Source organism: Pseudorhodobacter sp. W20_MBD10_FR17 (assembly GCF_052119765.1).
In the GTDB taxonomy this organism is placed as follows: domain Bacteria; phylum Pseudomonadota; class Alphaproteobacteria; order Rhodobacterales; family Rhodobacteraceae; genus Pseudorhodobacter.
Map to the genome: position 1 here is coordinate 150,680 of NZ_JBGQOQ010000008.1, position 11,913 is coordinate 162,592.

The following is an 11,913-nucleotide window of genomic DNA, read 5'->3' on the forward strand; positions in this document are numbered from 1 at the left end:
TCGGTGGTTTTGCATGGCGTATCCTTTCAACAGCTTGGGCGTAATATAGAACATTATCCCCTGATTTGCCCATATCCCCTTGCTAATAAGGAAATATGTTCCGATAATTTGCGCGAATGGAACGGGTGTTCCAGCTAACGAAGGGAATGTGGAATGGCGGCCCGATTGGATGAGATAGACCGGAAAATCCTTGCAGAGCTGCAAGCGGATGCGGCACAGAGTTTGGATGAAATCGCCCGCAAAACAGGGTCTTCCAAGACGCCGGTGTGGAATCGCATCAAGCGTATGAAGGAAGACGGGGTGATTACGCGCCAGACGGTTTTGCTGGATGCCGAGGCCTTGGGGTTGGAGGCGTGTTTCTTTGTGCTGATCCGCACATCCGAGCATGAGGCGGATTGGCAGGCCAAGTTTCTGCGCACCCTGAACGAGCGGCCGGAAGTGTTAGAAGCGCACCGCTTGGCGGGAGATATCGACTATATTTTAAAGGTGCGGGTCAAAAACGCACGGGCCTATGACACGTTTTATCAGGCGTTAATTTCCGAGGTGCGGATTTTCAACGTGACGGCGTTGCTGTCGATGGAAGAGATAAAATCGACGACTATTTTGCCGGTTTGATCGCGGTCTTGGTGACCAAGCTGGGGGTATTCTGCCCCCAGACCCCCTGCTAGTCCCCCTGAAGGTATTTAGGCCAAGATGAAATAGTTAGGTTGGGCTGACCATAAGGCGTGTGAGGCCGTGGAAGTGGTAGAGGTCCGCGTAGTGCGGGGTGGCTGATAGGCGCAGGTTTGGCAGGCGTTCGAATAGGATTGGCAAAGCGGTTTGCAATTCCAACCGCGCCAAGGGGGCGCCGATGCAAAAATGCAGGCCAGCGCCAAAGCTGAGATTGGCTTTGGTGGGGCGGTTGGGGTTGAAACGTGCAGGCGCGTCAAAGGCTGCAGGGTCGTGATTCGCCGCAGCCAATAGCAGCGCCACCTGGGAGCCTTTGGGGATCATGTGACCCAAAACCTCAATATCTTCATAGGCATAGCGGGTGAACATGTGCAGGGCGGGGTCGAAGCGAATGATTTCGTCGACCATCGCGTCAATCGGGGCGGCTTGAATTGGAGTTTTTGTTTCTAGCAGGGTTTTGACCCCATTGCCGATGGTGTGCACGGTCGCCTCATGTCCGGCGTTCAACAGCAGGATGCAGGTGGTGATCAGCTCATCCGTCGACAGCTTTTCGCCAGCTTCCTCGGCGGCGATCAGATGGGTAATCAGGTCATCTGCTGGATGGGCGCGGCGGGTCTCAACATATGCGCGCAGGAACTCTGTGAAATCTTGGCTGGCTTGGGCTGCGGCATCCTCAATGGCGCGGCTGCGGCCCGGGATGTACATTTTCACCATCGCGTTTGACCAGCGCAGCAGGTCATCGCCCATCTCCTCTGGTACCCCCAAAAGGCGGGCGATGATGGTGACGGGCAGGCGCTGGCCAAAAGTTTGCAGCAAATCGAAAGGCGCGTTCGGGAAGGCGTCGATCAGCTCATGCGAAAGTTGCGCAATTTCAGGCGCCAGCGCATTGATGCGGCGCGAAGTAAACGCCCGCATGACCAAACCGCGCAGGCGGGTGTGGCGCGGGGGTTCCAGCTCCAGCATTGAATGCGCCTCGACAGCATAGAAAGACGCTGTGTGCGGGGCAATTTCGGTGCGCTGGTCAGCGGGGACCTCGCGGCCAAAACGGCGGTCGCGTAGAATAGCATTTACGGCAGCATAAGAGGTGGCGCAAGTTTTGCCATAGTCTTGCCAGTGGAAAAATGGACCTGCCGCGCGGGCTTGATTGTAAAACGCATAAGGGTTTTGCACGAATGCGGGGTCATTCGGCGATTGCGACAGGCTTTGCATCATGAGGCCGCCAGCGCCGCAACGATCGGGGCAAAATCGGCGGATTTCAGGCTTGCGCCACCCACAAGGGCACCGTCCACATGCGGCACCGCAAAAAGCGCCGCCGCGTTAGAGGCTTTTACCGAACCGCCGTAAAGCAGTCGCATCTCATTGGCCGCGTCACCATAGCGTTTGACCAGCGTATCACGGATAAAGCTGTGAACCTCGGCAACCTCGTCCAAGGTAGGCGTGCGGCCGGTGCCGATGGCCCAAACCGGCTCATACGCAATGACCAAGCCATCAGGGGCAGAGGTCAGGCTTGGCGGCAAAGAGCCTTCAAGCTGGCTGCCGATCACGGCAAGAGTCGTTCCCGCATCGCGTTGGGCTTCGGTCTCGCCGACGCAAACAATCGCAACCAAACCAGAGGCTTGCACGGCAACCGCTTTGGCCAGAACCGTGGCATCTGTTTCCCCATGATCGGCGCGGCGCTCGGAATGACCCAAGATAATATGGGTGGCGCCCGCGTCTTTTAGCATAGCGGCAGAGATGTCGCCGGTATGCGCGCCGCTGGCATGGGCATGACAATCCTGCCCACCGACCCGCAGGGCCGAACCTTTGGCGCAATCCGCCATGCGCGACAGTAGTGTCGTAGGAGGGCAGATCAGCATCTCGCAGTTTGGCTTGGGGTGGGCGTCAATCAATTTGGCGATTTCAGCCAAATCTTCAGACGTTCCGTTCATTTTCCAATTTCCGGCAGCCAATTTACGCATAATAATCCCTCACAATTGCTTGATTGAAAGCTAAGGGTTTTTTTGCGTTTTGGAAATGGGCCAAAGCCACGCATTTCATCTTGGCTAAAATACCTCGGCCGGAGGCTGGATTTTTGTATAAAAATCTAATGTGCTAGGGACGGTTCACGCGTCCTTGAATTTTATGGACTCGCCGCAACCACAGGCCTCGGCAACATTTGGATTTCGGAATTTAAAGCCAGCCTCAAGCAGCGAGGTCTCATAATCGATCTCGGTGCCGATCAAAAACATCTGCGCCATAGGGGCAATCATGACGCGCGCGCCGTCTTGCTCGACAGTTTCATCCATTGGGTTCACTTCGGACACATAGTCCATCGTGTACTCCATACCCGCACAGCCACCTTTTTTCACACCAATCCGCAACCCGGTCGAGGACTGCTTTTCCATCAGCCGCGCGATTTGCTTGGCTGCGGCGGGGGTTAGGGTGACTGCGGCTTTTCCGGGAATGCCGAACATTTTGGGCGTCCTTTATATCTCTATGTTCAATATAGGATTTTGATTGGCCGTCTCAAGGGGGCTTACATAAACCCGAGTTCCAGCCGCGCCTCGTCCGACATCATTTCCATGCCCCAAGGTGGCTCAAACGTCATGCCGACATTGACGGATTTCACGCCTGCCAATGGCTCAACAGCATCGGCAACCCAACCGGGCATCTCGCCTGCAACGGGGCAGCCGGGCGCTGTCAGGGACATCAAGATCTCAACATCGTTTTCATCAGAAATTTCAATGGTGTAGATCAGGCCAAGGTCGTGGATGTTGACCGGAATCTCGGGGTCAAATACCGTGCGGCATGCTTCAACAACCTGCTCATAAAGCGGGTGGTCCGTGGTGGATGGCTTGATCAAAGGGGTGCCTTCGATTTGGTCCTGCGGCTGGTTCATCATGGCCTCACACATTATTCTGACTGAATATATAGGGATTTAGGGCGCGAAGGTCCAGAGGGCGTAAGATATGAAAAATGCCCCAGCCGGTAAGGGCAGGGGCATTGATAATTTTCTCGGGGTGATCTTAGAACGGGATTTCGTCGTCCATATCGGATCGACCGCCACCACCACCGCCTGCAGGCGCGCCGCCGCCGCTGCGGCCATAACCGCCCGAGCTGTTGGACCCGCCAGAAGAGCCGCCGTCATACCCGCCGCGATCATCATAGCCGCCATCATTGCCACCGCCACCGCCCGAGCCGCCTTCATTACGACCGCCGAGAAGGGTCAGTTCGCCACGATATTGGCGCAAAACGACTTCGGTTGTGTATTTTTCGGCGCCGGATTGATCTTGCCATTTGCGTGTTTCCAACTGGCCTTCGATATAAACCGTTGACCCTTTGCGCAGGTATTGCTCGGCGATTTTGCCCAGCGCTTCGTTGAAAATAACGACGCGGTGCCATTCGGTACGTTCTTTACGCTCACCACTGGCTTTGTCGCGCCATGTTTCCGAGGTGGCGATGTTCAGGTTTACGACTTTGCCGCCGTTGCCAAATGTCCGCACCTCGGGGTCACGGCCCAGGTTTCCGACGATGATAACTTTGTTTACCGATCCAGCCATCTGGCCCCCCATGTTTGTCGCATCGCTTGGATGCCTGATTCTTTGGCCTGTTGCGGCAGCTTCGCCGGAACTGGTTAACAATCCCTATACCGCTGCCGCCCCCCCGCCGCAACACGGTGGCCGCCCCGTGGCACGGGGAAATGGTGCGAAACTTTGGGCGCAGACCTGCCGAATGGGGCTTTGCGCCTGCCTCGGGGCTGGTATTTATGCGGTAGCTGCGTATAGTTTAAGCATTGGTGGGATGAATTAGGACGAACGGATGCTTCGGACAATTTTTGTGGTTGGGATGATGGGCCTTTTTTCTGCTGGTCCCGCCGTCGCAGAGGGGCTTGTGCTTTCGGGTGCAGGTAGCTCGCGCAAAGCGGTGTTTAAATCGCAAACACGCCTATTGGACAATCGGCTATCCAAGCAATACGCGGCCTCTGTTCGGTTGCAACCTAACCCAATAGCTGTGGCCAAAGACTCTGCGATTCCGCGGTTTCGTGGCAAGTATAAAGGCCAATATCTGAATGTTGCCAAAGCGGCTGCGCGCAAACATGCGGTGCCGGAAGATCTGTTCCTGCGTTTGGTCGAGCAAGAATCAGGTTGGAATCCTTCGGCTGAATCACATGCCGGTGCCAAGGGGCTTGCCCAGCTGATGCCCGGTACAGCGCAAAAGCTGGGGGTTAATATTCATGATCCCAATGAGAATTTGGACGGCGGCGCGCGGTATTTGCGCATGATGTACGACCGTTTTGGCAGTTGGCGTCTGGCACTTGCGGCCTATAACGCGGGGCCAGGGGCGGTGGAAAAACATTCGGGCATTCCGCCGTATCAAGAAACGCAAAACTATGTGCTGATTATTTTGGGCAGCTAGGACTGGGCCGCCAAGGCGGTTTTAGGATTTTCTATCTTTGCGGTGTGCGCGAACATTTGCAGCAAGATCAATGGTATAGGCCGAAAGATCGGCAATCGCTGTTTCGGCGACAGATGCGTTATGCTGCTCTATCGCATCGGCAATGCCTATGTGAAACGCGATAATCTTTTCGCGGGACCGGGCAGAAAAGGTAATCATATTCATTAACGGTTGCATCGCTTCGACCGCGCCTGCCAGTTGATAGGATAGCACCGGATTGCAAGCGCCATCAACCAAGGCACGGTGAAAGGCCACATCCGAGGCACAAAAGCCTTCGTCGCTAAGGCCAGGCTGGGATTGGCGATGTATTTCGGCGCGCATAGTAGCCAGATGATCGGCGCTGCGGCGCTGGGCTGCAAGCGGCACACAAGCGCTTTCAAGCGCATAGCGCGCCTCACAGGCCGTTTCAAAATCAATTTCATTCATGGAAAGCAGCAAGGTCGACGTGGTAATTTGCTGGCTATAGGCCTCTTGGAACGAAAGCCGGTTCACAAAAGCGCCGCCGGTGGCACCGCGTTGGGTGCGGATCAGGTTTTGCGCGGCCAATCGTTTCAAGGCTTCGCGCACTGTCGGGCGTGAGACGCCGAACTGCTCGGCCAACTCCTGCTCGGACGGTAGGCGTTGATCGACGAGCAAGCGCCCCTCAACAATCGCATCACGCAGGGCCGAGGCAATGCGCAATGGCAGCTCGCCGTCAGTCGAAAGGGTAAAGGTTTGGGTCATTGGGCCAATGTAGTTATAAAGCTGTTTCAGGGTTTTTAATTGTCAGACAATTAAATGTTTGACAATTGATTGGATTCTGAGAAACCTATGGTCAAGCCGTGGCCACGTCTAGGGGTTAGCGTGTGAGTCTTGCCAATAAGAGTAGGTGCAATGGCCTTTGAAACCCTAAACGCAAAGCGGATGTTGCCGGATTGGAACCGGTCAGCGCTGGCGTGGATCGGGTTTTATGGCGCTATTTTGGTGGCGTGGCTGGCCGTGTTTGCCATGGCGCGGCAAAACCCTGCGGCGGATATGCCCGCCGGTTTCTGGGAAAGCCTGTGCATTGCGGCAGGGCAGGCAAGCTTTGGCCCTTTGGTTGCGATGTGGGCGCTGATGGCCTTGGCGATGATGCTGCCGACCTTTGTGCCTGCGCTGCGCTGTTTTCTGGATCTGTCGCAAGCAGGGGCGACCACGGCCTTGGGGGCGGTGGCGCTGGTGTGCGGATATGTGGTGGTTTGGCTGGCCGCCGCGTCTATTGGTGCGGGCGCGCAATATGGCTTGTCGCGGGCAGGGTTGGTCGGGATTAACGGGGCCAGCCTGTCGGGCTGGTTGACGGCGGCGCTATTGCTGGGGGCAGGGGCCTATCAGTTCAGCCCTGTCAAAGAGGCCTGCCTTGCGAAATGCCGGATGCCACTATCCTTTTTCATGGAGCGCTGGGCGCCGGGCAGCCCGCGCGCACTGCGTATGGGCCTTGAACTGGGCATTTTGTGCCTTGGCTGCTGCTGGGCGCTCATGACGCTTGGCTTTATTGGAGGCACGATGAATTTGCTGTGGATGGGGGGTGCCACCCTATTCATGACACTGGAAAAACTGCCCGATATCGGGCGGTGGCTAACCCGTCCTGTCGGGTTTGGCCTGATCGCTGCGGGCGCATGTGTTGCCCTGCAAACCCTTGTAACCCCTTGAAAGGAAATCCAATGGCCGATGTATTGCCCGAGTGGAGCATCAAAGGAGAGTTGATCCTGAACTGCAACTGTACCGTGTTTTGCCCCTGCGTTGTCAGCCTTGGCAAGCACCCACCGACCGAGGGCTATTGTCAGGCTTGGGTCGGCGTGCGCGTGGATGAGGGGCATTATGACGGCGAGAGCCTGTCTGGCCTGAACATCGGCCTGATCATGGATATCCCCGGCAATATGGGGCGCGGCAACTGGAAAGCGGCGGCTTATATTGATGAGCGCGCGACAGATGCGGCCTATAACGGCTTGGTTAATATTTTCTCGGGCAAGGCGCGGGGCACCACTGGCCTGTTTGCGGTGATGGTGTCGGAATTTTTGGGCGCCGAACGCTCGCCCGTCAGCTATGAGACCGAAGGCAAAACCCGCCGCCTGATCGTTGGTAAAAAGATTAACGGGGCCGTGACGCCGATTTCGGGCAAAGATCCCGACAGCGAAGTGGTTGTTAAAAATACAGAATACTGGATGGGCCCAGACATCACAATCGCCCAAGCTGACAAGGGCCGCGTGCGTGCCTTTGGCCGCGTCTGGGATTTTGACGGTCGCTCTGCCGAAATTTGCCAAATTGATTGGAAGGGGCCTCGCTAAAATGGCTACGATTGCCCCCTCGCGCCGTGTGCGGCGCACGCCCTTTTCTGCCGGAGTCGAAGCTGCTGGCGTCAAGGGCTATACCGTTTACAACCGGATGCTGCTGCCCACGGTTTTTGAGAGCATCACAGCCGATTACCGCCACTTGAAAGAGCATGTGCAAGTTTGGGACGTGGCCTGCGAACGGCAGGTAGAGCTGCGCGGCCCTGATGCGGGCCGCTTGATACAAATGCTGACCCCGCGCGATTTGCGGGGCATGCTGGCGGGCCAATGCTATTATGTGCCGATGGTTGATGAGACCGGCGGCATGTTGAATGACCCTGTGGCGGTGAAACTGAGTGAGGATCGCTATTGGATTTCCATCGCCGACAGTGATTTGTTGCTGTGGGTCAAGGCGGTTGCGTTGGGCTACCGCTTGGATGTGCTGGTCGATGAACCCGATGTGTCGCCGCTGGCGATCCAAGGGCCAAAGGCCGATGCGCTGATGGCGCGGGTGTTTGGCGATGCTGTTCTGGCGGTGAAATTCTTTCGCTTTGGTTGGTTCGACTTTCAGGGCCGCAGCCTTGCTATCGCGCGGTCTGGCTATTCCAAGCAAGGCGGTTATGAGATTTACGTCGAGGGCGGCGATATTGGTATGCCGCTGTGGGACGCCCTGTTCGCCGCGGGCGAAGATTTGCAAGTCCGCGCCGGTTGCCCCAATTTGATTGAGCGGATCGAAGGCGGTTTGCTGTCCTATGGCAACGATATGACCCGCGATAACACCCCGCATGAATGCGGTTTGGGCAAGTTTTGCAACACCCATACCGCCATTGGCTGCATTGGCCGCGATGCGCTGTTGCGCGTGGCCAAGGAAGGGCCGGTGCAACAGGTGCGGGCAATTTCGATTGCTGGCGAAATCCCGCCGTGTGATCGGGTTTGGCCGTTGATGGTGGGTGGCAAAAAGGTGGGGCAGGTGACCTCGGCCGCAGCCAGCCCCGATTTTGGCACCAATGTCGCAATTGGAATGGTGCGGATGACGCATTGGGATGCAGGTACGGCGCTTGAGGTGGAAACGCCTTTGGGGATGCGCCCTGCGACCGTACAAAATAAATTTTGGATTTAACGGAGAGTAAACATGTTCAACGCTTTGATCGTCGAAAAGGATGCCGAGGGCAAAACCTCGGCCTCGGTGCAGCAAATCGGTTTGGATCGTTTGCCTGAAGGTGAGGTGACTGTCGCGGTTGACTATTCGACCGTGAATTACAAAGACGGGCTTTGCATTGGGCCGGGTGGCGGCCTCGTGCGGAACTATCCGCATGTTCCGGGCATCGATTTTGCAGGCACGGTCGAGGCGTCATCCGACCCGCGCTATAAGGCCGGTGACAAAGTTGTCTTGACCGGCTGGCGTGTGGGCGAGGCGCATTGGGGCGGCTATGCGCAAAAAGCACGGGTGCGGGCCGATTGGTTGGTACCGCTGCCCGCAGGGCTGACAACGCGGCAAGCGATGGCTGTTGGAACGGCGGGCTTCACCGCAATGCTGGCCGTGATGGCGCTGGAAGATCATGGGCTTAAACCCGGTCAAGGCCCGGTTTTGGTGACCGGCGCTGCGGGGGGCGTGGGCTCGGTGGCGACGGCCATTCTGGCGCATTTGGGCTATGAGGTGGCAGCGGTGACAGGCCGACCCGAGACTGCGGATTATCTAACGTCGCTTGGGGCTACGCGGATTGTTGCGCGCGAGGAGCTGTCTGAGACGGTCAAGCGCCCGCTTGAGGCAGAGGTCTGGGCTGGCTGTGTCGATGCGGTTGGTGGGGCAATGCTGGCACGGGTTTTCGGGCAGATGAAATACGGCGCGTCTGTTGCTGCCGTTGGTCTGGCCGGAGGCGCAGGTTTGCCTGCAACCGTGATTCCGTTTATTTTGCGTGGCGTCAATCTGTTAGGCATCGATAGCGTGATGCGGCCCTATGATGATCGGCTACGCGCATGGAACCGTATCGCCAAGGATTTGCCGATGGCAAAGCTTGAAGCGATGGTAACCCCCGCGGTTCTGACCGATTTGCCAAAGCTTGGGGCCGATATTTTGCAAGGCCATGTCAAAGGTCGGGTCGTTGTTGATGTGAACGCCTAGACGTTTTGTGCGTAGGCGGTTGCCCTTAGGGGCAGCCGCCTGTTTCAGCCATTGGGAAACTGGATTGCTTTGTTCAGGCGTGCATTTGCCACCGCGCGCCGCTAACCTGCTTTCTTGATGTCCGGTATCGTTGATGGTTTTGCGTTTGGTTGGGTTGGTTTTGTCACGCTTGCAACGGGTTGGGGCGGTGCCATTTCACCTTCTGCAGTAATGCGTATGGCGCGCATGCCGCCGTTCTGCCCCAGCTTGCCGGTTGCAAGGCGGAGACCGTCCCGCCCCTCGAGGCAAATTTTATCAAGGGTTGCATCGTTCAGGACAAGTGGCTCGCCGATCTTCAGGTTAAGTATAGTTTCAAGCGGCAAGCTTACCCGCGCCAAGACAGACACAATTTCTGCCTTCGCCCCCATGATCTGTTCGCCCAAAGCTGCCCCAAACACCATTTCGGCCGCCCTACTTGGCGGTGGCTCGACCGATTTTGGCATGGCTCCGCGTCCATCAGCAGGCAACGCAAGCAAAATCTGGCCAACCCTTGCACCATCCGCCAAGGAGACGTCAGCCATTAGCGCTTGAAATGTGGTATCCTCCAACAATAGGGCAAGCGGGCGTGCATCTTCTAGAAACGACGCATATCTAAAGCCACTTGCCCAAGGTAAGTCGTTCGATTGCGTCAAGTCGAGTTCAAGCGATTTCAGGGCCTTATCAATCATTCCTGATACCATTGCAGCGTCAGTGCGGGTCGGTCGCCGCGCAATCGGGGCGGATGTGTTTACGCGGCCAATCATCTGAATTTCGACAATTCCGGCCAAAATTTCAGGAGAGATAACCAAAAGGCCAAGTCCCTCCTTTGGGCCTTCTAGCATGGCCAGCAAAGCACGTTCGGGCGGCATTTCCAGCAGCTCGGCTAATGAGGATCTGGTTTGACGCAGGTTTGTAATCGTCAATTCAAGTCCAATCGTGTCGCGTGCCGATCTCGCAAGCGCAAGTTTCCACGCCTTAGCAGCGCCTTGCACTTCGACAACGCCAGTACTTTTGCGTGCGCGATCAATCTTTCGTTTGATGCCGTTTTGTTCCAAAACAACCCCCTTCACCGTTACTCGTGATTGCCAGAAAAAGACTACCAACAGATTAACATTTGCAAACTGTTCTTGACCCCCCGAAGTGATCGGGCTAGCAAACCGAACAAGAATAGAGGAAAGTATATTCTGTTGTTCTGGGCCTGTAGCTCAACTGGTTAGAGCAGGGCGCTCATAACGCCTTGGTTGGGGGTTCGAGTCCCTCCGGGCCTACCACTATTTTCTTGTAAGACATTGTAATAAATGGAAAATGTGGTAGGTTTATTGGCTCATCCCACCGATTTTCCCGCCGATGCTGCGGCGCTACGTGGTTTACATATCTCTTTTTGTCCTCTGGTTCGCATTCGCGCGCCGGTGACTTCTGATAGAGAGATTGAAACATGACGAATGCACAAACGGCACTTGCTGATCTGATTGACGGGCTCACTCAAACAGCGCAGGCCGACTTGCAAACCCAAACAATCGAAACGCTCTTTGCCGAATGGGTGGGCGAGTTCGACAGGATTGCCGCGACTGATGCCGAATTGGCAGACAAGACCGAAAGGCTTGTGCAACTCGAAACTGCCGTCGTAGGTCAGCAGGCGCAGACCGCCCGCGATGTATAGGGGGTGCGGACGAAAACTTGGACTATCTTGGAGATAGTTCATGTATAGCTACGAAGAACGAATGCGCGCGGTTGAGCTTTATATCAAGCTCGGCAAGCGCGTGCGGGCCACCATCCGTGAGTTGGGGTATCCAACGAAGAATGCCCTGAAGGGCTGGCATCGAGAATATGAGCGTCGGCAGGATTTGCGGATACGTTCAGTGCCGCCCCCGCCTAAATTCTCGGCGGCACAAAGGCAGGTTGCGTTAGAGCATTATGCCAGCCAGGGGCGCTGCATTTCATGGACGCTGCGTGCCTTAGGCTATCCTGGCCGGGCCACGCTGACTGCCTGGGTGCGCGAGGCCTTTCCTGAGACGGGGACAGTTTCCACCGGGGCATATGGAGCAGGAAATCATTCTGACGCCGTGAAGAAAGCTGCTGTGGTTGGGCTTTATAGTCGTCAAGAAAGTGCGCAGGCTTTGGCAGAAAAGGTCGGAGTTAGCAGGCCGACGCTGTATGCTTGGAAAAACCAGATCCTTGGCTCGGAGGCTCCTGCCATGATGAAACGCAAGAAAAGTGCTTCCTTGGATCCAGAAATCGAAGAATTGGAACGTCAGCGTGAAGCCCTGCAGCGCTGCATCCGCGAACTTCAGATTGAGCATGACCTGCTCAAGACTGCGAGTGAACTGATAAAAAAGGATCTTGGCGGCGATCTGCGGGACCTGAGCAATCGGGAAAAAACCATGC

General features: G+C 56.3%; 15 protein-coding genes and 1 tRNA gene. 9 read left to right on the top strand and 7 right to left on the bottom strand.

Features of this window, described 5'->3' with window-relative positions:
• Window positions 1-153 precede the first annotated feature (153 nt).
• A complete protein-coding gene (locus tag ACEN2J_RS07750; protein ID WP_442104675.1) occupies window positions 154-615 on the top strand; it encodes an Lrp/AsnC family transcriptional regulator in 462 nt (153 codons plus the stop codon).
• Window positions 616-702: 87 nt separating this feature from the next.
• On the opposite strand, the gene ACEN2J_RS07755 is transcribed toward ACEN2J_RS07750, so the two are convergent.
• From ACEN2J_RS07755 to ssb, 5 genes are all read right to left on the bottom strand, one after another.
• On the bottom strand, window positions 703-1,878 hold the full coding sequence (locus tag ACEN2J_RS07755) for a cytochrome P450 (RefSeq protein ID WP_442104709.1): 1,176 nt from the start codon (window positions 1,876-1,878) through the stop codon (window positions 703-705).
• Complete coding sequence (gene tpiA, locus ACEN2J_RS07760; protein ID WP_442104677.1) at window positions 1,878-2,627, bottom strand: triose-phosphate isomerase; 750 nt, start codon at window positions 2,625-2,627, stop codon at window positions 1,878-1,880. Before tpiA ends, ACEN2J_RS07755 begins: the two co-directional genes overlap by 1 nt.
• Before the next feature lie 144 nt (window positions 2,628-2,771).
• Window positions 2,772-3,122, bottom strand: coding sequence for a HesB/IscA family protein (locus ACEN2J_RS07765; protein WP_442104679.1), 351 nt, complete (start codon window positions 3,120-3,122; stop codon window positions 2,772-2,774).
• A 62-nt stretch (window positions 3,123-3,184) separates the two neighbouring features.
• On the bottom strand, window positions 3,185-3,547 hold the full coding sequence (locus tag ACEN2J_RS07770; RefSeq protein WP_442104711.1) for an SUF system Fe-S cluster assembly protein: 363 nt from the start codon (window positions 3,545-3,547) through the stop codon (window positions 3,185-3,187).
• Window positions 3,548-3,674: 127 nt separating this feature from the next.
• On the bottom strand, window positions 3,675-4,208 hold the full coding sequence (gene ssb / locus ACEN2J_RS07775; protein ID WP_442104681.1) for a single-stranded DNA-binding protein: 534 nt from the start codon (window positions 4,206-4,208) through the stop codon (window positions 3,675-3,677).
• A 259-nt stretch (window positions 4,209-4,467) separates the two neighbouring features.
• Between ssb and ACEN2J_RS07780 the strand changes: the two genes are divergently transcribed.
• Window positions 4,468-5,064 (top strand): lytic transglycosylase domain-containing protein, encoded by a 597-nt coding sequence (locus ACEN2J_RS07780; RefSeq protein ID WP_442104683.1) that lies wholly within the window; start codon window positions 4,468-4,470, stop codon window positions 5,062-5,064.
• A 21-nt stretch (window positions 5,065-5,085) separates the two neighbouring features.
• On the opposite strand, the gene ACEN2J_RS07785 is transcribed toward ACEN2J_RS07780, so the two are convergent.
• Window positions 5,086-5,826 (bottom strand): FadR/GntR family transcriptional regulator, encoded by a 741-nt coding sequence (locus tag ACEN2J_RS07785; protein WP_442104685.1) that lies wholly within the window; start codon window positions 5,824-5,826, stop codon window positions 5,086-5,088.
• Between the two features lie 150 nt (window positions 5,827-5,976).
• Between ACEN2J_RS07785 and ACEN2J_RS07790 the strand changes: the two genes are divergently transcribed.
• From ACEN2J_RS07790 to acuI, 4 genes are read left to right on the top strand one after another with little or no spacing between them, the layout of a single operon-like run.
• The gene (locus tag ACEN2J_RS07790) at window positions 5,977-6,771 is read left to right on the top strand and encodes a DUF2182 domain-containing protein (protein WP_442104687.1); all 795 of its coding nucleotides are present in this window, start codon (window positions 5,977-5,979) and stop codon (window positions 6,769-6,771) included.
• An 11-nt stretch (window positions 6,772-6,782) separates the two neighbouring features.
• Window positions 6,783-7,406 carry a DUF1326 domain-containing protein gene (locus ACEN2J_RS07795; protein ID WP_442104689.1) on the top strand — a complete coding sequence of 208 codons (624 nt, stop codon included), beginning with the start codon at window positions 6,783-6,785 and terminating at the stop codon, window positions 7,404-7,406.
• Window position 7,407: 1 nt separating this feature from the next.
• Window positions 7,408-8,508, top strand: a complete 1,101-nt coding sequence (locus tag ACEN2J_RS07800; protein WP_442104691.1) for a dimethylsulfoniopropionate demethylase — start codon at window positions 7,408-7,410, stop codon at window positions 8,506-8,508.
• Window positions 8,509-8,520: 12 nt separating this feature from the next.
• On the top strand, window positions 8,521-9,510 hold the full coding sequence (gene acuI, locus ACEN2J_RS07805) for an acryloyl-CoA reductase (RefSeq protein WP_442104693.1): 990 nt from the start codon (window positions 8,521-8,523) through the stop codon (window positions 9,508-9,510).
• Between the two features lie 101 nt (window positions 9,511-9,611).
• Here the strand turns inward: acuI and ACEN2J_RS07810 are convergent, their stop codons facing one another.
• Window positions 9,612-10,583, bottom strand: a complete 972-nt coding sequence (locus ACEN2J_RS07810; protein ID WP_442104695.1) for a FliM/FliN family flagellar motor switch protein — start codon at window positions 10,581-10,583, stop codon at window positions 9,612-9,614.
• A gap of 139 nt (window positions 10,584-10,722) precedes the next feature.
• Here ACEN2J_RS07810 and ACEN2J_RS07815 point away from each other — a divergent pair.
• From ACEN2J_RS07815 to ACEN2J_RS07825, 3 genes are all read left to right on the top strand, one after another.
• Window positions 10,723-10,799, top strand: a tRNA-Ile gene (locus tag ACEN2J_RS07815).
• Window positions 10,800-10,963: 164 nt separating this feature from the next.
• Complete coding sequence (locus ACEN2J_RS07820) at window positions 10,964-11,188, top strand: hypothetical protein (protein WP_442104697.1); 225 nt, start codon at window positions 10,964-10,966, stop codon at window positions 11,186-11,188.
• A 40-nt stretch (window positions 11,189-11,228) separates the two neighbouring features.
• Window positions 11,229-11,913: transposase (locus ACEN2J_RS07825; RefSeq protein WP_442104699.1), on the top strand; the 685-nt coding region annotated here is incomplete at its 3' end.